19 protein-coding genes are annotated in these 20,750 nt (G+C 64.8%); 10 read left to right on the top strand and 9 right to left on the bottom strand.

All coding sequences use genetic code 11. The features are described from left to right. Positions 1-79 precede the first annotated feature (79 nt). The 9 genes from ACN9MY_RS04050 to ACN9MY_RS04010 all read left to right on the top strand — a co-directional run bounded on the left by ACN9MY_RS04050 (position 80) and on the right by ACN9MY_RS04010 (position 9,798). Positions 80-1,345, top strand: coding sequence for an efflux RND transporter periplasmic adaptor subunit (locus ACN9MY_RS04050; protein WP_426320665.1), 1,266 nt, complete (start codon positions 80-82; stop codon positions 1,343-1,345). Positions 1,346-1,365: 20 nt separating this feature from the next. Then, a complete protein-coding gene (locus tag ACN9MY_RS04045) occupies positions 1,366-2,070 on the top strand; it encodes an ABC transporter ATP-binding protein (RefSeq protein WP_057261435.1) in 705 nt (234 codons plus the stop codon). Position 2,071: 1 nt separating this feature from the next. Beyond that, entirely contained in the window at positions 2,072-3,382 is a 1,311-nt protein-coding gene (locus tag ACN9MY_RS04040; RefSeq protein ID WP_426320662.1) for an ABC transporter permease, read from the top strand. 8 nt (positions 3,383-3,390) lie between these two features. Then, a complete protein-coding gene (locus tag ACN9MY_RS04035; protein ID WP_426167727.1) occupies positions 3,391-4,626 on the top strand; it encodes an ABC transporter permease in 1,236 nt (411 codons plus the stop codon). 187 nt (positions 4,627-4,813) lie between these two features. Then, complete coding sequence (locus ACN9MY_RS04030; protein ID WP_426167725.1) at positions 4,814-6,166, top strand: sigma-54-dependent transcriptional regulator; 1,353 nt, start codon at positions 4,814-4,816, stop codon at positions 6,164-6,166. Positions 6,167-6,309: 143 nt separating this feature from the next. After that, a complete protein-coding gene (locus ACN9MY_RS04025; protein ID WP_426320659.1) occupies positions 6,310-7,614 on the top strand; it encodes a sensor histidine kinase in 1,305 nt (434 codons plus the stop codon). A gap of 74 nt (positions 7,615-7,688) precedes the next feature. Beyond that, complete coding sequence (locus tag ACN9MY_RS04020) at positions 7,689-8,201, top strand: FxDxF family PEP-CTERM protein (protein ID WP_426320657.1); 513 nt, start codon at positions 7,689-7,691, stop codon at positions 8,199-8,201. Positions 8,202-8,226: 25 nt separating this feature from the next. Beyond that, positions 8,227-8,982, top strand: a complete 756-nt coding sequence (locus ACN9MY_RS04015; RefSeq protein WP_426167719.1) for a spermidine synthase — start codon at positions 8,227-8,229, stop codon at positions 8,980-8,982. A 186-nt stretch (positions 8,983-9,168) separates the two neighbouring features. Then, the gene (locus tag ACN9MY_RS04010) at positions 9,169-9,798 is read left to right on the top strand and encodes a Crp/Fnr family transcriptional regulator (protein WP_426167717.1); all 630 of its coding nucleotides are present in this window, start codon (positions 9,169-9,171) and stop codon (positions 9,796-9,798) included. On the opposite strand, the gene ACN9MY_RS04005 is transcribed toward ACN9MY_RS04010, so the two are convergent. Beyond that, positions 9,795-10,418, bottom strand: coding sequence for a Crp/Fnr family transcriptional regulator (locus ACN9MY_RS04005; protein WP_426167715.1), 624 nt, complete (start codon positions 10,416-10,418; stop codon positions 9,795-9,797). The two genes, ACN9MY_RS04010 and ACN9MY_RS04005, sit on opposite strands and share 4 nt — an antisense overlap. 92 nt (positions 10,419-10,510) lie before the next feature. Continuing rightward, the gene (locus ACN9MY_RS04000; protein ID WP_426323679.1) at positions 10,511-11,995 is read right to left on the bottom strand and encodes a PLP-dependent aminotransferase family protein; all 1,485 of its coding nucleotides are present in this window, start codon (positions 11,993-11,995) and stop codon (positions 10,511-10,513) included. A 70-nt stretch (positions 11,996-12,065) separates the two neighbouring features. On the opposite strand from ACN9MY_RS04000, the gene ACN9MY_RS03995 reads away from it, so the two are divergent. Then, complete coding sequence (locus ACN9MY_RS03995) at positions 12,066-12,713, top strand: pyridoxamine 5'-phosphate oxidase family protein (RefSeq protein ID WP_426167713.1); 648 nt, start codon at positions 12,066-12,068, stop codon at positions 12,711-12,713. On the opposite strand, the gene ACN9MY_RS03990 is transcribed toward ACN9MY_RS03995, so the two are convergent. Genes ACN9MY_RS03990 through ACN9MY_RS03960 form a run of 7 tightly spaced genes read right to left on the bottom strand, consistent with a single transcriptional unit; the run spans position 12,700 to position 20,747 of the window. Beyond that, positions 12,700-13,488 (bottom strand): PPK2 family polyphosphate kinase, encoded by a 789-nt coding sequence (locus ACN9MY_RS03990; protein WP_426167711.1) that lies wholly within the window; start codon positions 13,486-13,488, stop codon positions 12,700-12,702. The two genes, ACN9MY_RS03995 and ACN9MY_RS03990, sit on opposite strands and share 14 nt — an antisense overlap. Before the next feature lie 26 nt (positions 13,489-13,514). After that, the gene (locus ACN9MY_RS03985) at positions 13,515-15,185 is read right to left on the bottom strand and encodes a hypothetical protein (protein WP_426320653.1); all 1,671 of its coding nucleotides are present in this window, start codon (positions 15,183-15,185) and stop codon (positions 13,515-13,517) included. Beyond that, positions 15,182-17,248, bottom strand: a complete 2,067-nt coding sequence (locus ACN9MY_RS03980) for a DUF4175 family protein (protein ID WP_426320651.1) — start codon at positions 17,246-17,248, stop codon at positions 15,182-15,184. Before ACN9MY_RS03980 ends, ACN9MY_RS03985 begins: the two co-directional genes overlap by 4 nt. Continuing rightward, the gene (locus tag ACN9MY_RS03975; RefSeq protein WP_426320649.1) at positions 17,232-18,239 is read right to left on the bottom strand and encodes a hypothetical protein; all 1,008 of its coding nucleotides are present in this window, start codon (positions 18,237-18,239) and stop codon (positions 17,232-17,234) included. Before ACN9MY_RS03975 ends, ACN9MY_RS03980 begins: the two co-directional genes overlap by 17 nt. After that, the gene (locus ACN9MY_RS03970) at positions 18,236-19,126 is read right to left on the bottom strand and encodes a DUF58 domain-containing protein (protein WP_426336855.1); all 891 of its coding nucleotides are present in this window, start codon (positions 19,124-19,126) and stop codon (positions 18,236-18,238) included. Before ACN9MY_RS03970 ends, ACN9MY_RS03975 begins: the two co-directional genes overlap by 4 nt. 2 nt (positions 19,127-19,128) lie before the next feature. Continuing rightward, complete coding sequence (locus ACN9MY_RS03965) at positions 19,129-20,130, bottom strand: AAA family ATPase (RefSeq protein ID WP_426167701.1); 1,002 nt, start codon at positions 20,128-20,130, stop codon at positions 19,129-19,131. Next, entirely contained in the window at positions 20,127-20,747 is a 621-nt protein-coding gene (locus tag ACN9MY_RS03960) for a DUF4159 domain-containing protein (protein ID WP_426167699.1), read from the bottom strand. Before ACN9MY_RS03960 ends, ACN9MY_RS03965 begins: the two co-directional genes overlap by 4 nt. Positions 20,748-20,750 lie beyond the last annotated feature (3 nt).

Raw genomic sequence — 20,750 nt, 5'->3', positions numbered from 1 at the left:
TAGGAATCAAAGGCTTAGGTGCTGGCACACTTCATGCGTCAGCAAGATTGACCACATCACCAACACCAGGAACAAGAATATGATTCGCGACACCTCACACCAGGACCAAGTGATCGCCCCTCCGGCCAGCCGCTTCCCGCGCCGCAAGGTGCTGCTGCTGGTGGTCGGGCTCGCGCTGGCTGCGGCTGGCTATGGCCTGCTGAAAAGCTGGAGCGGCAGCGAGCAATCGGTCAGCGCCGCCCGCCTGCGCATCGGCGAAGTCACGCGCGGCACCCTGATCCGCGATGCCGCCGTCAACGGCCGCATCGTGGCCGCCGTCAGTCCGACCCTGTACTCGACCTCCACCTCCACGGTCGAACTGAAAGTGCACGCTGGCGACACCGTCAAGAAAGGCCAGGTGCTGGCCGTGCTGGAATCGCCCGACCTGACCGACGAACTGAAAAAGGAACAGACGCTGTTCAACGAACTGCAGGCCGAAGTGGCGCGCCAGCAGATCCTGGCCCGCAAGCAGAAGCTGGCCGCCCAGCGCGAAGCCGACACCGCGGAAATCGAGCGCGTATCCGCCATGCGCACCCTGCAGCGCTACGAAAGCGTGTCGACCGAAGGCATCATCGCCAAGATCGACATGCAGAAAGCCAAGGACGCCGTGGCCGCCGCCGACATCCGCGCCAGGCACACCAAGCAGGCCGCCGAACTGGAAGGCGACAACGTCTCGCTGGAGCTGAAGACCAAGACCGCGCAGATGGAGCGCCAGAAGCTGTCGCTTGCCAACGCCCAGCGCCGCGTCGACGAGCTGACCGTGCGCGCGCCGGTGGATGGCTTCATCGGCACCCTGTCGGTGGCCAACCGCAGCGTGGTGCAGGCCAACACGCCGCTCATGACGCTGGTCGACCTGTCCCAGCTCGAAGTGGAACTGGAAGTGCCGGAATCCTATGTCAACGACCTGGGCCTGGGCATGACCGCCGAAATCGAAGTGGCCGGCGCCAAGACCAAGGGCAAGCTGTCGGCCCTGTCCCCGGAAGTGGTGAAGAACCAGGTGCTGGCGCGCGTGCGCTTCGACAAGCAGCCTGAAGGCCTGCGCCAGAGCCAGCGCGTCTCTGCCCGCCTGCTGATCGACGAGAAGCCGAACGTGCTGATGGTGCAACGCGGTCCTTTCGTGGAATCGGAAGGCGGCCGCTATGTCTACCTGCTGCAGGACGGCATCGCCGTGCGCACCCCGGTGCAGCTTGGCGCCACCAGCGTGGCCGCCGTGGAAATCGTCAATGGATTGAAACAAGGCGACAAGATCGTGATCGCCGGTACCGAAAACTTCGAGAACGCCAAGCGCGTCTCGATCAACAAATAACCCCTACGGAGAGGCAAACCATGCTGCGCATGAATAACCTGAGCAAAGTCTATCGCACCCACATGATCGAAACCCACGCGCTGCGCGGCTTCGAAATCGAAGTCAAGCAGGGCGAGTTCGTCACCGTCACCGGCCCCTCCGGTTCCGGCAAGACCAGCTTCCTGAACATTGCAGGCCTGCTGGAAGACTTCACCAGCGGCGACTACGTCCTGGACGGCATCAACGTCAAGGGCATGGACGACAACGCCCGCTCGCGCCTGCGCAACGAGAAACTGGGCTTCATCTTCCAGGGCTTCAACCTGATTCCCGACCTGAGCCTGTTCGACAACGTCGACGTGCCGCTGCGCTACCGCGGCTTCAATGCCGCCGAACGGAAGGAGCGCATCGAAGACGCGCTGGCCAAGGTCGGCCTGGCTTCGCGCATGCGCCATTACCCGGCCGAACTGTCCGGCGGCCAGCAGCAGCGCGTGGCCATCGCCCGCGCCCTGGCCGGCTCGCCCAAGCTGCTGCTGGCCGACGAACCGACCGGCAACCTGGATACCCAGATGGCGCGCGGCGTGATGGAACTGCTGGAAGAAATCAACGCCGAAGGCACCACCATCCTGATGGTGACCCACGACCCGGAACTGGCCCAGCGCACCCAGCGCAACGTCCACATCATCGACGGCCAGGTGTCCGACCTGGTGCGCAAATCGCCGTCGCTGGTGGTCGCCAAGGAGGCCTGAGATGATCCAGTACTATTTCCTGCTGGGCGTGCGCAGCCTGCGCCGCAACCCGGTCCTGACCGCGCTGATGGTGCTGATCCTGGCGGTCGGCGTGGCCGCCAGCGTGTCGACCCTGACCATCCTGCACGTGATGTCGGGCGACCCGATCCCGCACAAGAGCGAGCGCCTGATCGTGCCGCTGGTCGACAACGGACCGCTCAAGGGCTACACCCCGGGCGAGCGTGAAGGCGACGAGATGTCCTACCGCGACGCCGTCAACCTGCTCGCTTCCGGCCAGGGCGACCGCCGCACCGCCGTCCGCGGCGTAGACGGCACCATCGAACCGGCGCGCAAGGACCTGCCGGTGTTCACCACCGAAGGCCTGTCGCCGACGCGCGACTTCTTCGCCATGTTTGAAGTCCCCTTCGTGCACGGCGGGCCGTGGAGCGAAGCGGACGACAAGTCCGGCGCCGACGTGATGGTCCTGAGCGGCAAGCTGGCCGAACGCCTGTTCGGCAATGCCAACCCGGTCGGCCAGCGCGTGCGCTTCCGCGGCTTCGACTACGCCGTGGTCGGCGTGTACGGCAACTGGAAGCCGGTGCCGCGCTACCACCGCATCATCGGCGGCCCCGGCGCCTTCGGCGACGAGGACGAGTTCTACATCCCCTTCCACAACGCGATCCGTCACGAAATGGGACAGAACGGCAATATGAACTGCAGCAGCGACCGCGGCCCCGGCTACCAGGCCCTGCTCGATTCGGAATGCATCTGGATCCAGTTCTGGTTCGAACTGCATTCGGCATCCGACCGCCCGCAACTGCAGGCCTGGCTGGACGCCTACGCCGCCGAACAGCGCAAGCTGGGACGCCTGCAACGCAACGCGCCGAACAAGCTGTTCAACGTGATGGAATGGCTGGAAGAACAGAAAGTGGTCGGCAAGGACAGCCGCCTGTCGGCCATGCTGGCCTTCGGCTTCCTGCTGCTTTGCCTGGTCAACACCATCGGCCTGCTGCTGGCCAAGTTCTCTGTGCGCGCACCGGAAGTCGGCGTGCGGCGCGCCCTGGGCGCCTCGCGCAAGGAAATCTTCACCCAGTTCCTGATCGAGAGCGCCGTGGTCGGCCTGGCCGGCGGCATCCTCGGCCTGGTGCTGGCACTGGGCGCGCTGGCCCTGATCGGCAGCATCTCCGAGCAGATCGCCGTCACCACGCATATGGACTGGATGATGCTGCTGGTGACCTTCGTCATGTCCGTCAGCGCCGCCATGCTGGCCGGGCTGCTGCCGACCTGGCGCGCCTGCCAGGTCACCCCGGCCCTGCAACTGAAATCGCAGTGAGGATAACCATGGAAATCAAACCAATCTTTTCCGCGCTGATGCGCTCCAAGACCGGCCCGATCCTGGTGGCCGTGCAAGTGGCGCTCAGCCTCGCCATCCTGGCCAACGCCATGCACATCGTCAGCGTGCGCCAGGCTGTCGCCGCGCGCCCGACCGGCATCGCCAATGAAGAAGAAGTGTTCAACCTGCGCGTGAAACCGCTCACCCCGGGCGGCCATGAACAGCAGCTGGCGAACCAGAAAGCGCAGGCGGCGGCCTTGCGCGCCGTGCCTGGCATCGTTTCGGTGGCCGACACCAACCAGATCACGCTGTCCAACTCCGGCAACTACAACAGCGTGGCCGCCAGCCGCGAGCAGGAGCGCAGCAACGCCAGCCCGTCCATGTACGTGACGCCGGACTCGCTGGTCAAGACCTGGGGCCTGAAGATCGTCGACGGCCGCGATTTCACCCCGCAGGATGCGCCGGAAATCGACCAGAACACCAGCAAGGCCTTCCCCACCGTGGCCCTGATCACCAAAGCCACCGGCCAGAAGGTGTGGCCGGACGCGCCCAGCTTTGTCGGCAAGAAGATGTACTACGGCACCGGCGCCGAGGCGCGCGAAGTGACGGTGGTGGGCGTGATCGACACGCTGCAGACCCCGTCCGCCGCCATGGGCCAGGACGGCGAAATGTCGACCATGGTACCGGCCCGCATCACGGGCAGCTCGCGCTCGCTGTACACCCTGCGCGCCGAGCCGGGCCAGCGCGACCGCGCCATGAAGGATGCCGAGGAAGCGATCCGCAAGCTGCATAACGGCCAAGTGGTGGTACGCACCACCACCCAGTCCGAAGAGCGCGTCAAGCGCTACCGCGCCGACAACGCGCTGTGCTGGATGCTGATCACTGTCAGCGTGCTGCTGATGGTGGTGACCGCCAGCGGCATCGTCGGCATGGCCAGCCTGTGGGTCACGCAGCGCCGCAAGCAGATTGGCGTACGGCGGGCACTGGGGGCGCGCAAGCTCGACATCCTGCGCTACTTCGTCACTGAGAACCTGATGATCACCACTACCGGGATTGTCGGCGGCCTGCTTGGCGCGCTGGCCCTGAACCAGTTGCTGGTATCGAAACTCGAGCTGGCGCGCCTGCCCGCCGAGTATATGGTGGTTGGCGCGCTGGCTTCCTGGGCGCTCGGCATCGCCGCCGTGTACGGGCCGGCGTGGCGCGCAGCTTCCATCTCGCCGGCGCTGGCGACCCGTTCGGCTTAAACCGGTAAACCAGGGTCTGACCCACAGGGTCAGACCCTGTCAGCCCGCCTGCCGATGGTTTGGGTTTTGCGCCTTTGATCTTCGTCGAAAGTCAAGATCTTCCAACCCAACCGCCGACCTCAAAACCGTTCGGGGTCAGACCCTTGGGTCAGACCCCGGTTTACCGGTTTTAATGTATCCTGCCAAAATGCCAACCGTACTGATCATCGACGACAACGCCGCAGTCGCAGTCGCCCTCGAAGTCCTGTTCTCGCTGCACGACATCGAAGCGTTGCACGCCGCCTCCCCCGAAGAAGGCCTCGCCCTGCTCGACCAGCGCAGCGCCAGCATCGACCTGGTGGTGCAGGATATGAACTTCAGCGCCGACACCACCTCCGGCGAAGAAGGCGTAGAGCTGTTCCGCGCCATCCGCAAGCGCCACCCCGACCTGCCGGTCATCCTGCTGACCGCCTGGACCCACCTCGACGCCGCCGTCGACCTGATCAAGGCCGGCGCCGCCGACTACCTGTCCAAGCCCTGGGACGACAAGCGCCTGATCGCCACCGTGCGCAACCTGCTGGAACTGGGCCAGGCCAACCGCGCCCTCAACCAGCACCGCAGCGACGAACTGCGCCAGCGCCGCGAACTGGAACGCTACAAGCTGCACAATATGGTCTGGAACGACCCCGCCACCGAGCGTGTAATATCGCTCGCCTGCCAGGTCGCCCGCGCCGACGTGCCAGTGCTGATCACCGGCCCGAACGGCACCGGCAAGGAACGCATCGCCGAAATCATCCAGGCCAATTCCTCGGTGCGCGAAGGCCCCTTCGTGGTGCTGAACTGCGGCGCCCTGCCCGCCGAACTGATCGAAGCCGAACTGTTCGGCGCCGACGCTGGCGCCTACACTGGCGCCTCCAAGGCCCGTGAAGGCAAGTTTGAAGCCGCCGACGGCGGCACCCTGTTCCTCGACGAGATCGGCAACCTGCCGCTGGCAGGCCAGATGAAGCTGCTGCGCGTGCTGGAAACCGGCCGCTTCGAACGACTCGGTTCCAACCGCGAACGCCAGGTGAAGGTACGCGTGGTCAGCGCAACGAATGCCGACCTGCCCGCCATGATCCGCGCCGGCACCTTCCGCGAAGACCTGTACTACCGCCTGAACGTGATTGAACTGCGCCTGCCGCCGCTGGCCGAACGCCCCGGCGACATCCTGCCGCTGGCGCGCCACTTCCTCGGCCAGGAACGGCAATTGCGCCCCGACGCCGAAGCCGCCCTGCTGGCGCACGGCTGGCCCGGCAACGTACGCGAGCTGAAGAACGTGATGGCACGCGCCAGCCTGCTGGCGCAAGGCGACGCCATCACCGTCCCCGACCTCGGCCTTCCAGCGAACACCATGAACGGCCACGGCGCGCTAACGAGTCCCGAGCAGGAACCCGACCGCGACGCCATCGTCAGCGCCCTGCAGCGCGCCAGCGGCGTGGTCGCCCAGGCCGCCGCCGAGCTTGGCCTCTCGCGCCAAGCCCTCTACCGCCGCATGGAACGCCTCGGCATCGCCCGCCCATGAGCCGCCCTCCACTACGGCCCAGCCCGTGTCACACCATGGGGTCACACCCCAAAGGTGACACGACCCCATCTGGTGCGCAGACGAGCCCGTGTCACACTTGGGGTGTGACCCCAGGGTGTGACACGAGCACGACCGTATAAGCTATGCGCCTTTCGCTTTTGACTCTGTGGTCGGCGTTGGTGGGGACGCTGACGGCGACGGGAATCCTGATTGCGCTTGGGCTGGACCAGCTCTTGCCGAAGCATCCAACCATCGTGCTTGGCATTTCACTGCTGTGCCTGGTACCGCTGGCGGTGATTACCATCCGCGCCCAGCTGCAGCGCCAGCTTTCCCTGTATCGCGCGCTCACCGGCACCGTTGCCAGCTACCGCGATGGCGACTTTTCCTTCAGCCTGCACTGGCCGCAGAACGATGAATTGAGCGACCTGGTAGCCGCTCACAACGAACTGGGGCAGGTGCTGCGCGAGCAGCGTCTTGGCCTGGTGCAGCGCGAGCTCCTGCTCGACACCATGGTCCAGCACACGCCGGTCGCCATGCTGCTGGTTACCGACAACGATGCCATCGTGTTCGGCAACCTGGCGGCGCGCCAGCTGGTCAACGAGGGCCGCAAGCTAGAGGGCCTGCGCCTGGCGGAGTTGCTGGCGCGCGTACAGCCGGCCCTGCGCGAAGCCCTGGGCCGCGGCGGCGATGGCCTGTTTACCATCGGCGACAGCGAGGAGGAAGAAGTCTTCCACCTTGCACGGCGCAGCTTCAGCCTGAATGGCCGTCCGCACGAACTGCTGTTGCTGCGCCAGCTCACGCAGGAACTGCGCCGCCAGGAAGTCCAGACATGGAAGAAGGTGATCCGCGTTATCAGCCATGAATTGAACAACTCGCTGGCCCCCCTGACTTCGTTGGCCCATTCGGGCAGCGAACTGGTGCGGCGCGGCCAGACCGAGCGCTTGCCGCAAATCCTGGCCACCATCGAGGAACGCACACGCCACCTCGAGGGCTTCATCCTCGGTTACGCCCGCTTCGCCAAGCTGCCCACGCCGCGGCTTGAACAGCAGGACTGGGGCGCCTTCCTGGCCGCCTTGTCCGACCAGGTGCAATTCAAGCTGCATGGCGAAGTGCCGGCCGAAGCGCACGCCTTCGACGCCGCCCAGATGGAGCAAGCCTTGCTCAACCTGCTGAAGAATGCCCACGAGTCAGGCTCGCCACCCGAAGAAGTCAGCCTCGAGCTGCGCCGCCAGCAAGGCATGCTGCGCATCGAAGTGCAGGACCGCGGCCCCGGCATGAGCGAGGCGGTGCTGGCCAACGCCCTGGTGCCATTCTATTCCACCAAGCGCAGCGGCACCGGCCTCGGCCTGGCGCTGGCGCGCGAGATCGCCGAAGCCCATGGTGGCCGCATCGCGCTGGCCAACCGCGATGGTGGCGGTCTTGCGGTGGCAATCATCCTTCCGCTTTGATGTAGATCAAACAGTAGCGGTGCGGCCTACCTTGGAATGTGCAGGCGCCTCGCCTGCGCTTTCAGGAGAACACCATGAAGACAGCCATGGGTATGCTGCTTGCACTGGCCGCCACGGCGGTGCAGGCCGACAACGTTGTTACCAACGTCAACCTCGGCGGCAGCGCCACCGAACTTTCCGCCGCTTTCGGCGTGACCCACCTGGAACAGGGAGCCTTCTCTGATACCTTCTATTTCTCGCCCAGCGCCGGCACCTATTCGGTCGATGCCAGCCTGGTGACCCTGGGCTTCAGCCCGAACACCGATGTCACCCTCACCGCCGCCTACGTCAATGGCAACGCCTTGAGCCTGATCGGTCCGGGTCTCTTCGAATACGGTTTCCTGTTGCCGACCGTGATCTCGGGTCCACTGGAACTGAGTGTCTTCGGCTACGTGAATTTTGAAGACACCAGTTTCACGCCCGCCTCGGCCAGCTACTCGGGAACGCTGAACATCAGCGCGGTGCCGGAGCCGGGCGCATATGCCCTGCTGCTGGCGGGGCTCGGCGTGGCCGGCGCAGCGGCCTGCAGGCGCCGCCGGGAAGCTTGAGCGCCGGGCTGGTAAACTTACGGCCATGACTTCCCGTAGATTCGACCAGCCTGGTTTTCCTCCCGCCACCATCACCGAGTTCGAAGGTGTCCGTTCACTGCACCTGGGTACGTCCTGGGTGCAGGGCGCCATGCGCCTGTCCAAGCCCGACATGATCGAGCTTGAATACGTGCGCATGATGATGATGTGGACGCTATTCATTCCCGCTCCCCGCCATATTGTCCAGCTCGGCCTGGGCAGCGCGGCCCTGACCAAGTTCAGCTACCGCCAATTCCCCAAGGCGCGCGTCACCGCCATTGAACTCAATCCGAACGTGATTGCAATTTGCGAAGAGAAGTTCGGCCTGCCGCCGAACGACGAGCGGCTCGAGGTGCGCCAGATGAATGCCATGGACTTCGTGCTCGACCGGCGCAACCATGGCACGGTGGACGTGCTGCAAGTCGACCTGTACGACGAGGAAGCGCGCGGCCCGGTGCTCGATACGCCTGAGTTCTACCAGGCTTGCTTCGACTGCCTGGGCCCGGACGGCATCATGACCACCAATGTATTTGGCGATTTCGACAATTACGCCAAGAACCTGCAGCACATGGAACTGGTGTTCGACGCGGTGGTGTGGCTGCCGGAAGTGCACGACGCCAACATCGTGGTGATTGCTTTCAAGCGTTCGCCATCGATCGATTTCTCACTGTTGTACGATCGCGCCAACCAAATCAGGAAATCGCTTAACCTGAATGCCCGTCCCTGGGTGGACGGCATGCGCGACTGGATGGCCAACGCGTAGTATAGCTACATGCGCGCGCGTTTCCTGTTTAAATAGTTGAAGATTATCAAGTAGTTACTAAATTTAACTGGTAGGACGCAACAGTCGTCACGGCGGGATTGCCCGGCGTCTTTCAGTGGTTTATATTGCGGGGCCTGTGGTTTCAGGCAAGAAACAATATTGTCATAAAGACCAAGAGTTGCCGCAATGTCCGAAGCATTCCTAAAACAGCGAGAAGAATTCAGCGAATACTCGATGAGCCGCATCGGCGTATCGCGTGAAATGTTCGATGCCTTCAATCGCATTCTCGCCCCGCACGTGGTCGAGGTACATTTCCGCAAGGGCGAATACCTGCAGCGCGCGGGCGTGCCGGCCAGCGTGGCTTACTGGCTTTACCGCGGCGTGGCGCGGCGCGGCATGATCACGCAGGATGGCGCCGATGTGACGATGGCGTTTTCGGCGGAAGGCGATACCTGCGGATCGCACCACGACTTGCTGGCGGCCCAGGACGGCCAGCCGGCCCAGGAATTCATCATTGCGGAGACCCCGGTGACGGCGATCCGCGTGGAATGGGCCACCATGGCCCGCCTGCGCGAAGAGCACAGCATCATGCGCGAGTACTACCTGAAGGTGTCGGAGCACTCGATCCGCCGCTATTCGCAAAGCTGCCTGGTGCGCAGCATGACGTCCGCCAACTGCCGCCTGGCGGCTTTCCGCGAGCAATACCCGGGACTGGAGCAGCGTATTTCGCAGAAATCGCTGGCCTCCTTCCTGGGCATTACGCCGCAATACATGTCCACCCTGCTGCGCCAGGAGCAGGAGCAGCAGGAGCGCTAGGCGGCTTCCTGTTCGCGGCGCATGAGCTGCGACAGGTAGGCTGGCGTGATCTGCAGGTAGGATGCCAGCACCTTCTGCGAAATCCGGCGTTCCAGGTTCGGATACTCTTCCCTGAAATTGGCCAGGCGCTCTTCGGCGCTCGAAGCGGTGTGCGTGATGAAGCGGCGCGCCTGGCTGCATACGGCAAACTCCAGCAGGCGCGTCATGTAGGCGGTCAGCACCGGGTGCTGGCTGCGCGCCACGCTCATTTGCTCCCAGTCGAATCGGAAACCCTGCACCGAGGTCTCGGCCACGATGAAGGAACGCGCCGGCAGCTCGCCGCGGAACTCCAGCAAGTCTTCATAGGCGTTCGCGATATGGCTCTCGGTGGCGAAGCGCATCGTGACTTCATTGCCGCTTTCGCTGACATAGCCCACGCGGGCCACGCCGCCGGTCAGCCAGAAGACGTCGCGCGAGGCTTGGCCAACGCGCTGCAGCAGCTCGCCGCGGCGCACCGAAAACGGCACGGCCAGGGGTGCGATGCACTGGCTGGTTTCGTCAAACAGTTGTTCGTCGACGGCGTAGCGCGCCATCATGTCGGCCTTGAAATTCTGCCGCAGCTTCAGGAAATGTTGATTCATTGCGCCCCAGTATTCGTTTTTTGTTTTTGACTACATCTGGTCAGGCCAGATTTACTTCATTCTAAAAACAAGCGGCGCAGGTTTTCGATCAACTATTTGAACTTTCGGTAAAAATTTTCGTAGGCCGTTAAATGAATGACACCGGCCAGGCGCTTGACCAGCGCATCTACCCCGGCGGGATCGACCTGGCCATAGCCCAGGGCCAGTCCGCGCCAGCTGCATTGGCCGGCCACGGCGTGCACGCTGAGGGCGTTGGCAATCATGCCTTCCTGCTCGAGGGCGCGGCGGCTGATCTCCACGTCGGACAGGCGCGGGTCTTCCCAGCGCAGCGCAAGGTGCATGCCGGCCGAGGCGCCCTGTACGCTGGCGATGCTGCCAAGGTGCCTGTCCAGCGCTTCCACCAGGGCGTCGCGCCGTTCGCGATAGACGCGGCGCATGCGGCGCAGGTGCAGGGCGAACTGGCCGCTGCGCAGGAATTCGGCCAGTGCCAGCTGGTCGGCGGCGCGCCCGCGCGAGGCCGATTGCTGGCGCATGGTCGCCAGCGGCTGCACCAGCCACGGCGGCACCACCAGGTAGCCGATGCGCAGCCCGGGGAACATGGTCTTGCTGAAGGTACCGCAGTACAGCACCGGGGCGTCCGGCTGCAAGCCTTGCATCGATGCCAGCGGCGGGCCGTCGTGGCGGAATTCGCTGTCGTAATCGTCTTCGATGATCAGGGCCCCGCAGGCGCGTGCGCCGTCGATCAGGGCCATGCGGCGCGCCAGCGATAGCACGGTGCCGGTCGGGTACTGGTGCGAAGGGGTGGTGTAGATCAGGCGCGGCGGGCGCTCCTTCCAGTCTTCGGAGCGCGGGGCGATGCCTTCCTCGTCGACCTCGATCGGCTCCAGCTTCAGGCTGGCGGCGCGGAAGGCGGCCATGGCGCCGCCGTAGCCGGGGTTTTCCATCCACAGCGTTTCGCCGGCGTCGGCGCAGGCGCGTCCGCACAGGTCAAGGCTGCTCTGGCTGCCGTCCGTGATGAACACTTGCGCCGCTTCGCAGATCACGCCGCGCGAGGCGCGCAGGTAGTCGGCGATGGCTTCGCGCAGCACCGGTTCGCCGCACGGGTCGCCGTAATTCAGCTTGTCGGTGGGCAGCGAACGCCAGGCGCGCTCCAGCAACCGGCGCCACAGGCCGATCGGGAAGCTTGGCAGGTCGGGAACGCCCGGCACGAAGGGCGTGCCGCTGGCGGCAGAAGCGGTGCTGTGGCGCAGGTTCTGCGCCCGCTGCGACAGGCCCTTGTGCGGGACCACCACGCTGGCTTGCTGCTGCCGGGCAGGCGCCACGGCGGCAACAATGGTGCCGCTGCGGTCGGTCACCACATAGCCTTCGCTGGTGAGCTGCTCGTAGGCGTACAGCACCGTGTTGCGCGCCACGCCCAGTTCCGCTGCCAGCGCGCGGGTGGCAACCAGGCGCGTGCCGGGAGCCAGCGTGCCGTCGCGGATGGCAGAGCGCAGGCATTCGTGCAGCAGGCGTTGGCGCGGCCAGCCGTGGTGGCCATGGCTGGCGGTGAAGTTCGAGATCAGCAGCGAGTAGTCCAATCGTGGCTCCATGGTTTTGCATAGCCCTGGACCTGTTACAGGGGCCAGCAGGACATTATAGTCCGATGCCATGAATACAACACCTCCCCCATCCGACCGCACCCGCGTGCGACGTGGCGCCGCCAACGCCGCCTATGAACCCGACCTTGTGCGCGCCATCGTCGATGCCGCCTACATTTGCCATATCGCCTTCAGCGACGGGCAGTGCACGCACTGCATCCCGACCGCCTGCTGGCGCGAAGGCGACCACCTGTACATCCATGGCTCCAACGGTAGCCGCATGCTGAAGCAATTGATGGCGCAGGATGCCTGCGTCACCATCACCCACCTGGACGGCCTGGTTCTGGCGCGATCGGCCTTCAACCATACGATGAACTATCGCTCGGTAATGATCTACGGCCGCTTCGAAGCGGTCGACGAGACGGAGCAGCGCCGCACGCTGGATGCCTTCATGGATCATCTGGCGCCGGGCCGCCGCCTCGAGGTCCGCGGCGGCAACGACAAGGAACATGCTGCCACCACAGTGCTGCGGATCCCGCTGGCGGAAGCGGCGTGCAAGGTGCGCAGCGGCGGGCCAAACGACGACGAGGAAGACATGGGCATCGCTGCCTGGGCGGGCGAACTGCCGTTCGTGCAATGGCGCACCGCGCCGGTCACCGATCCGGAGTGCAAGGCCGCGGCGCCGGCTTATGTGCGGGACTGGGCTAGCGAACCTTGAGTTTCAACAGCCGCTTGTCCGGCGGCGGCCAGTCGAGCCGCATGCCGCGCAGGGTTTCCAGCAGCAGGCGGGCAACGACTTCGTTGCGATAGCGTTTTGAATCCGAGGGGACCACGTACCACGGCGCATGGCCGGCGTCGGTCTCCGTAATCGCATCCTCGTAGGCTTTCTGGTAGTTCTTCCAAAGTTCGCGCTGCTTCAGGTCTTCGGGGTCGAACTTCCAGTGCTTGTGCGGATCGTCCACTCGCTCCTGCAGGCGTTCTTTTTGCTCATCCTTTGAAATGTGCAGGAACAGCTTGACGATGGTGGTGCCGCTTTCGGCCAGCATGCGTTCGAAGTCGCGAATCTGGGCATAGCGACGCTTGCATTCCTGCGGCGTGATCTTGCCGAGAACGCGCGTGATCAGCACGTCTTCGTAATGGCTGCGGTTGAAGACCGCGATCTCGCCGGCTTTGGGTACTTCGCGGTGGATGCGCCACAGGAAGTCGTGCGCGGCTTCGATCTCGGTCGGCGCGCGGAAACCCACGGCGCGCAAGCCCATCGGGTTGATTTTGCTGAACAGGTGGCGCACGGTGCCGTCCTTGCCGGAGGTATCCGTGCCCTGCAACACGATCAACAGCTTGCGTTTGCGCTCGGCGTACAACATCTCCTGCAGGTCGGAGATGTCGTCCAACATCTTGTCCAGCATTTCCCGATCGGGCTTGCTGTCCGATTTCGCATCCTTGTCGCGTAGGCGCAGGCCCGGCCTGGCACGGAATTCGTCGATCGCTTTCATGCGATGACATTAGCACAGCTTGCGGTTCAGCGGCGTTCACGCCACCACAGGAGCAACATGCAGAAGGCAAACGCAAGGCCAGGCATCCAGCGCGGCACTGCAATAGGCCACGGTTGCGGTTCGCCGGTACGCAGCGTGGCCGCATCGACCGCACCCAGTCCGGCAATCGGCTGTGCACTGCGGCTAACGTAACGGGCAGTCGCGTCATGCCGCAGCGCAGCCTGCCATGCCGGCCAGTCTTGCGCAGCGTACACGTAGACTGCGCTTTCCGCCTGGCCGGTGCGTACCGGTAACCAGCCAGCACCGCGCGGCCACAGTGCAACGCACGCCGAATCCGCGCGCTCGCTGCGGGCCTGCCAGTGCAGGGCCTCCTGCCCCACCGTGACAGCGCCGCCCGTCGCCACGCCTTGCGCGCAAATTTCAGTGCGCAAGCCTGGCAGCGGCATTGGGTCGGCATCAAGCCAGCGCAATTTCTGCTCGCTGCCCGACGCGGCAAAGTCGATCACTTGCTGCCACCACTGGCCGAGAGCCGCCGGCTCGCTGATGGCGTGCCGGTGCCAGTCGCGAACGCCCAGCCACAGGATGCGGCCTTTTTGCCAGTCTCGCTGCCACAACCAGGGTTTGCCGTCCTTGTCGCGCGCGACGGGCTGCCAGGCGCCGCTGGCCATCGGCGTTTGTGCGCCGGGAGCGAACGCCAGGGTGGCGCCTGCGAATGGTAGGTGGCGCGTATCTTCCTGCTCCGTGGTGGCCGACTGCGCCGACAACTTCAATCCAGTCTCACGCTGCCACAGCGCTGCATCGTCTGCATTGCCGCCAAGGACCAGCAGCGGCAAGCCTTGAGCAACCTGCGCCAGCGCACCACGCAGTCCGCCGCGTTCAAGCCAGGCGGCATCGGCTACCAGCATGTTGGGATGCGTCAGCGGTGCGCGTGCTTCTTCGTTGCGCGTCAGCGATTTGCCAAGCGTGGTTTGCCAATCGACGATGGCGTTGGAGTCCGTCAACAACTGGTACAGCACGCGCGCGTCAAAGGACGCAGCGCCAAAGCGGCCCTGCACCTGCAAGGGGACGGCGTCCAGAACCCGCAGCGGCACCGGGCCTTGCGCAGCGGTCTTTCCATCCTTGTCGAGCAGGCGCGCCTGCAAGACCATCGATTCAGCCAAGGGCGGTTGCCATTGCACGGTCAAGGTGTCTGCCGCAGCCGCGGCGCGCGATTCAGCCAGCACCTGGCCATTTTCAGCCAGCAGCTGCAAGCGCCAGCCCGCCTGCGGGGCATCGCGCCGCACGGTCAGCGCGAAACTGCGGCCGAGCGGCAGGGAGCGTGGAAAGTCCAACCAAAGCAGGCCGTCCTGTGCCGGCTTCCACTGGATAGGGCGTACGGGCATGTCACGCCATTGCGCCTCGTACAGGCCCTGGCCCTGCACTTCCACAGGGGTATCGCGAAGCGCCGACGGCATCTGTGCCAGCGCCTCCGCCAACCGATCGTCCGGTGCCGCTGGCGAAGCACTTGCTGTCGCCAGGACTATTGGCTGCGCACCGCCAGCAGGAGCAGCGGGGGCGGCAAGCAGGGTCGCCAGCGAGGCGCCGGCCGCCAGGCCCAAGGCAGCGTCTATCCAGCGCTTCTTGCGTGAGTACAGCAAGGCGCTTGCCGTGCCGGCTAACACCGCACCACCGTACAGGAAGTTGATATCCACGTTCACGGCGCGCCCTTCCCTTGCAATGCCTGGCCAAACCTTGTCTGCGCTTGCGGGCGTGCCTGCAACAGCACTGCCGGCTGCTGCACGGTCGCACGCAGCCAGGCACGCAACTGGGCACGGCATGACTGGCAACCATCAGCCACATCCTGCACGGCGGCTTGCGCCGACAGGCGTAGTTCTTCATCCTTGATGCGGGCAACTGCTTCGCGCGCAGCCTTGGTCCACAGTGAGGGCAGCGCGCCATCTCCGCCGAGGGCCTGCACCAGTTCGCGCACATCGGCCGGCACGAATTCGTTGGCCGTGCCTTGCGCACGGCGGTAGCTGGCCGCGCCAGTCATCTCACCGCTCATGCGCTTTTCTTCCTTGATGGCCGGCGACACGAAGGCTGTGCGGTGCAGGTAGACGCGTTCCGCCTGCTGCAGTTCCTTGATCGCCCCAAGCGCTTTGTACTCCGGCGGCAAGGCCGGTTTGGGTGCAATGGCGCGAAGCTGCTTTTCGGCGTCCCACATCGCCCGCAATGCGCGGCGCAGGACTTCCTTGGTGGCCGGATCGAAGATGGTGGCGTTGCCTTCCTGGTCATGGGCGTGGCCGAACTGGGCGGCGATATTTCCGGTGCCGAAACCGCCCGGGCCCTGGGTGCCGGCGCCACCGTGTTCATGGCCATCGCCATCGCCGTGTTCTTCGTCGCCGAACAGGGAAGACTCCTCGCCAAGAAATTGGCCATAACGCAAGCGCAGCTTGGCTTGGTCGCCGGCGATCTTCTCGCTGCGGGCGCGCAGTTCTGCGGCGCCCAGGCGCGGCGAGTCGGCCACCAGTTGTTCGGTGTCGATGATGATCTGGCGCTGGCTGCGCAGGTTTTCCGGTTTCACCATCGATGGCAGGGCAGTCGATTCGAGTGCTTCGCCTTGCTGGCCGGGCAGGCGCAACGTGTAGGTTGGCGATTGCGAAACATGCGGGACCGGAGCGTTGTCGCTGGCGCGCACAAAGAAATACAGTTCGTCACCGGGCTCCATGCCGAGCTCTTTCAGCATCCATTGCTTGTTCCAGCTGCGCTTGCGCGGATCGGACGAAGCGGGAAGCGGAGCTTCCTTGTCGGTAAAGCGGATGTTTTCGCCGCTTCCGCGCGCGAGGGTCATATGCAGGGTTGCTTTGACGACCCCGTAGTCGTCGCTGACGCTGACGCTGAGCTGTGCGCTTTGGGCGTCGGGCTTCAGGACGCTGACCGATTCGTTCGGCGCGGCAATGGCGACTTGCGGGGCCTGGTCAGGCGTGACGCGGATTGTGTAGCGCTGGCTGGCATTATGGCGGCTACGCCAGAAGATGGAATCGCTTGCGGTCCATTCAGCGCAGCGGCCCGCCGTCGCCCGCAAATTCTGGCCGTCGCCAAGCTCAATGATGGCATCGGCGTTGACCGCGCACCAGCGCACTTTGCTGTGCTGGGGAATCTGCAGGTCGCGCGGCGCGCCTTCACTTGGCTTCACGCCGGTGTACGGCGGAGGCTCGGCGTGCAGGCTTATGCCGGCTGCCGCGATGGCTGCCGGCGCTGCCGCACCGGTGCCCGCGGGCGGCGCGTACTGAGGGCTATGCGCTGCGACATAGGCCCATGCAGCGGCGGCCGCCACGGCTGCCAGGGCAAGCGGAATCGCATTGAAGCGGGCTTTCTGCATTGCGATGCTGCGCAAGCGCTCATCGTCGAGTACCTGGCCGACCCGCGCGATCAGGCGATTGTGTTGCAGGCGGCCGAGTGGCGTGTCCGGGGCAGCGGCCAGCATGGCACTACTGTCCTCCAGTTCCGGAACCGCGTCGTTCAGCCAGGACGACAATTGGGCATCCACCCGCTTGCGCCAGAGCGCGAAGTCAATCGCCGCCCAGAGCATGGCGGCTCCTGCCAGTGCAAGCGGAATGGTCAGCGTCAGCAGCTTTGCAGCAAAGGTACCTGCGAGCGTTATTGCAGCCAACCCGGCTGCGGGCAGCAGCGGCAAAAGCCAACTGGAGATGCGGCGGCGGATCAGGGCATCCAGCATGCGTTGGCGCACGCTGGCCAGGTGGTCAGCGGCGGCGGGCATGGGTGAGGATCCTTTCGATTGCGAACAGCGCCAGCAAGGCGAGCGCCAGCCATTCTGGTGAACGGCCCAGCGGTGCGGCTAGCGGTTCTTTGCGCCCGGCCTTCAGGGTTTGCGCGGGCATTGGGTAAGGTGACATCTGCGCAGTTGCTGCTTGCCAGCGCTCGTAAAGTGCGCGGGCTGCATCGACGTCATGCAATGGCCATTGCGGGGCGGTCCAGGCGAGGCCCTCCGGGGTTTGCGTTTGCCCGTTAGTGACGGCGGTGCGCCACCAGAGAGGGGCCTTCCATGAGGCTGGAGGTTCGTTGCCTGAATGGTCCCAGACTATCAGCTCAGTGTCCGTGGTTGGGGTGTCGGAGAGAAGGTAGAGATTGGCGCCGTCGGCGGCGGTGCTGAAGGCAGCAAACAACGCTTGCCAGCGAGGCAGGCGCTCGGCTGGCGCGGACACGACGACGTGGCGCTTACGGGGCGTCGCAACGGCAGCGACGGGCGGCTGGGCGGCGATGGCGGAAGGAGCGAGGCGGAGCTCTGCTGCGTGGGCCAGGCGCGGGGGAAGCGCGGGCATGGCGGCACGGGGAGCAAGGATGAGGAAGCGCGCCTCCGGGCGCCATTCGTGTTCGTTACGGGCCAGCCAGGTCCACAGGTCGGCGGGCAGCGGCTCGCGGGCAGCGGCGCCCATGCCAGCCGATTGCACCTGTTGCGCAGCCCACGGCGAGGATTCGAGCGATGGGTCGATGAACACCGTGTCGCCCTTCCACGGCATGACAAGCACCGCCAGCCAGGCAAGCAGCATAAACAGCAATGCCATCCGCACCAGCAGGAGCAACACGTCCGACCAGCGCAGCACGCGCTGCTGTTGTGGCGCTGCTGCAGGCAGAAAGCGCGCCGTGGCGAGAATGTCGGTGCGCGTGCGCTCACGCTTGCGCATATGCCACCACACCGGCAGCAAAAGCACCGGCAAGGCAAGCCACCAGAAAGGCTGCATGCTGGTCATGGCCTGCGCGCCTCCGGATTCCTCAACCACACCCGCAGGGCTTCGCCCAAAGATTGTTCAATCTGCGCTTCGCATAACGGCACGTCATGCTGACGACATGCGGTGCGCACGGCACCGAAGTGGGAGTCAAGCGCCTTGCGGTAATTGTCGCGGTCGGCGCGGGTAAAGCTATGCAGGCGAGCGCCCTCCTCCGGATCGCGATAGGCGTGGCCGGCAGCGAAATCCGCTTCGACTTCGGCTTCGGTTCGCAAGGCCAGCAGGCGCACGTCATGCCGCATATGGCGCAAGCGCACCAGCGCTTCGCTTAGCGGCGACGGCCAGTCCAAAGCGTCCGTTGCAGCGAACACCATGCTTTGCGAACGCGCGAAGTGCAGGCTTGCGCGCAGGGTTTCAGCATCCGGCAGCCCGCCGGACGGCGTGGCGCGCTGCAGGGCCGCCAACACGCGCTGCAGATGGCGCGGGCCGCGCGAAGCTTGCGTGAATTCGACCTTGCCGTTGGAGAGCACCAGCAGCCCGAAGGCATCGCCCTGGCGCTGCGCAATCGCCGCCACGCAAGCCAGCGCCGTGCGGGCATACCAATGCTTGCTCAAGCCATCGACGCGGCGGCTTGGCTCTGCCATCGAGGCTGTTGCATCCAATACCAGCCAGGTCGCGACATGGCTATCACGCTCCGCCTCGCGCACATAATAGCGGTCGGCGCGCGCCAGCAGCTTCCAGTCGACGCGCCGACATTCGTCGCCGGGCGCGTACGCACGGTACTCGGAGAACTCCACACCGGCGCCGCGTTCGCGGCCCGCATGAATGCCATGGCCGAGACCCGCCAGCACATGGCGGATCACCAGCTCAAGGTCGGCGGAGTGCGCCAGCAACGCGGGTGTTTCCAGCATGCTTACTCGGGCTTGATTGCGTCGCGCAGTGCGGCCAGGATGTCGGCAATCGCAATGCCGTCAGCTTCCGCTTCGAAATTGCGCAGGACACGGTGCGCCAGCACCGGCAGCAGCATGTGGCCGATGTCCTCGCGGGTGACCGCCAGGCGGCCCTGCATCAATGCACGCGCCTTGGAGGCCAGCACCAGGGCCTGGCCCGCGCGCGGTCCAGCGCCCCAGCCGACGTGCTTTTTCACCGCTTCGACGCTCGTCTCGCGCGGACGGGTGGCGCGCACCAGGCGCGTTGCGTAGCGCAGCAGGTGCTCGCCGATTTCGATATCGCGCACCAGCGCCTGAAGGCGCAGCAAGGTTTCCACGTCCATCGCCGGTTCCGCATCTTTCAAGCCGGCGTGCGTGGTGGCCGATACCATCGCGATTTCTTCGTCCTCCGTCGGGTAACCGACATCGATATGCAGCAGGAAGCGGTCCAGCTGCGCTTCAGGCAGCGGATAGGTGCCTGCCTGCTCGATCGGATTTTGCGTCGCCAGCACGAAGAATGGGCGCGGCAGCTTGTGCGTCTGGCCTGCAAAGGTCACCGAACGTTCCTGCATCGCTTCCAGCAACGCCGACTGCGTCTTCGGCGGCGCGCGGTTGATTTCATCCGCCAGCAGCACCTGCGTGAACACCGGCCCTTGCTGGAAACGGAACTCACGCTTGCGCGTCGCATGGTCCTCTTCCAGGATCTCGGTGCCGACGATATCGGACGGCATCAGGTCCGGGGTGAACTGCACGCGGCGGAATTCCATGTCGGTGGCCTGCGCCAGCGACTTCACCAGCAGCGTCTTGCCCAGGCCCGGCACGCCTTCCACCAGCGCATGGCCGCCGGCCAGCAGGCAAATGACCAGCGAGTCGATCACTTCTTCCTGGCCGATGATGACGCGGCCCATGCTCGCCTTCAGTGCCTTCACCTTGGCGTGCAGTACGCCGATCTCGTTTTCGCTCCAGCCGCTTTCAGCCACGGTCATGCTCCCAACGCGTATTGAATGATGTTGACTGCGAAGCGCGTGTTGTCGATTGCCAGCCAGCGCTTGTTGCGGAAGTCGTAATCCCACTCGCAGCCATAGTCCTTATTGCTATACAAAAGCCTGATGCGGCCGCCGAATTCCACGGCCTTCAGGTAGTCGTGCACCAGGTCGTCACCCCAGCCATTCAACTCCATCCCGGTATTCGGCGGTCCGTCGAATTTGAAGAACGCGGAATACAGCGGGTGGCTGTTGGGAATCTTGTGCAGTGCCTTCGGGCCGAAGATGCGGGCCACTTCCGCCTCGAACGATTTCGCAAACAGGCCGTCGATGTCGTGGTTGCAGTCGTCCACGAAAACAAAGCCGCCGCCACGCACGTAGCGCTCGAAGTTCTTGCGCTCGGCAGGCGTGAACTGCACCAGCTTATGGCCCGCCAGGTAGCAGAACGGCGCCTCCAGCATCTTCGGATCGGACAGCGCGACGATGCGTTCAACGGGATCAACCTTCAGGGTCGTGTATTCGACCAGGGAGTTGAGCACATTGCTCGGCATGCGGATATCGACATCCCAGTCGCCCGACTCGTAAGTCAGGCGCGTGAAGTAGAAATCGTAGGCGGGCATTCC

The sequence above is a fragment of the Pseudoduganella sp. R-31 genome, assembly GCF_049913235.1.
Taxonomy (GTDB): domain Bacteria; phylum Pseudomonadota; class Gammaproteobacteria; order Burkholderiales; family Burkholderiaceae_D; genus Rugamonas.
This window is presented reverse-complemented; position numbering and strand designations above follow the sequence as displayed.

What these genes read in the sequence shown, in the direction of transcription:
- ACN9MY_RS04050 (WP_426320665.1), top strand. Translation starts at nt 80, where the DNA reads ATGATTCGCGACACCTCACACCAGGACCAAGTGATCGCCCCTCCGGCC.
- ACN9MY_RS04045 (WP_057261435.1), top strand. Translation starts at nt 1,366, where the DNA reads ATGCTGCGCATGAATAACCTGAGCAAAGTCTATCGCACCCACATGATC.
- ACN9MY_RS04040 (WP_426320662.1), top strand. Translation starts at nt 2,072, where the DNA reads ATGATCCAGTACTATTTCCTGCTGGGCGTGCGCAGCCTGCGCCGCAAC.
- ACN9MY_RS04035 (WP_426167727.1), top strand. Translation starts at nt 3,391, where the DNA reads ATGGAAATCAAACCAATCTTTTCCGCGCTGATGCGCTCCAAGACCGGC.
- ACN9MY_RS04030 (WP_426167725.1), top strand. Translation starts at nt 4,814, where the DNA reads ATGCCAACCGTACTGATCATCGACGACAACGCCGCAGTCGCAGTCGCC.
- ACN9MY_RS04025 (WP_426320659.1), top strand. Translation starts at nt 6,310, where the DNA reads ATGCGCCTTTCGCTTTTGACTCTGTGGTCGGCGTTGGTGGGGACGCTG.
- ACN9MY_RS04020 (WP_426320657.1), top strand. Translation starts at nt 7,689, where the DNA reads ATGAAGACAGCCATGGGTATGCTGCTTGCACTGGCCGCCACGGCGGTG.
- ACN9MY_RS04015 (WP_426167719.1), top strand. Translation starts at nt 8,227, where the DNA reads ATGACTTCCCGTAGATTCGACCAGCCTGGTTTTCCTCCCGCCACCATC.
- ACN9MY_RS04010 (WP_426167717.1), top strand. Translation starts at nt 9,169, where the DNA reads ATGTCCGAAGCATTCCTAAAACAGCGAGAAGAATTCAGCGAATACTCG.
- ACN9MY_RS04005 (WP_426167715.1), bottom strand. Translation starts at nt 10,418, where the DNA reads ATGAATCAACATTTCCTGAAGCTGCGGCAGAATTTCAAGGCCGACATG.
- ACN9MY_RS03995 (WP_426167713.1), top strand. Translation starts at nt 12,066, where the DNA reads ATGAATACAACACCTCCCCCATCCGACCGCACCCGCGTGCGACGTGGC.
- ACN9MY_RS03990 (WP_426167711.1), bottom strand. Translation starts at nt 13,488, where the DNA reads ATGAAAGCGATCGACGAATTCCGTGCCAGGCCGGGCCTGCGCCTACGC.
- ACN9MY_RS03980 (WP_426320651.1), bottom strand. Translation starts at nt 17,248, where the DNA reads ATGCCCGCCGCCGCTGACCACCTGGCCAGCGTGCGCCAACGCATGCTG.
- ACN9MY_RS03975 (WP_426320649.1), bottom strand. Translation starts at nt 18,239, where the DNA reads ATGACCAGCATGCAGCCTTTCTGGTGGCTTGCCTTGCCGGTGCTTTTG.
- ACN9MY_RS03970 (WP_426336855.1), bottom strand. Translation starts at nt 19,126, where the DNA reads ATGCTGGAAACACCCGCGTTGCTGGCGCACTCCGCCGACCTTGAGCTG.
- ACN9MY_RS03965 (WP_426167701.1), bottom strand. Translation starts at nt 20,130, where the DNA reads ATGACCGTGGCTGAAAGCGGCTGGAGCGAAAACGAGATCGGCGTACTG.
- ACN9MY_RS03960 (WP_426167699.1), bottom strand. Translation starts at nt 20,747, where the DNA reads ATGCCCGCCTACGATTTCTACTTCACGCGCCTGACTTACGAGTCGGGC.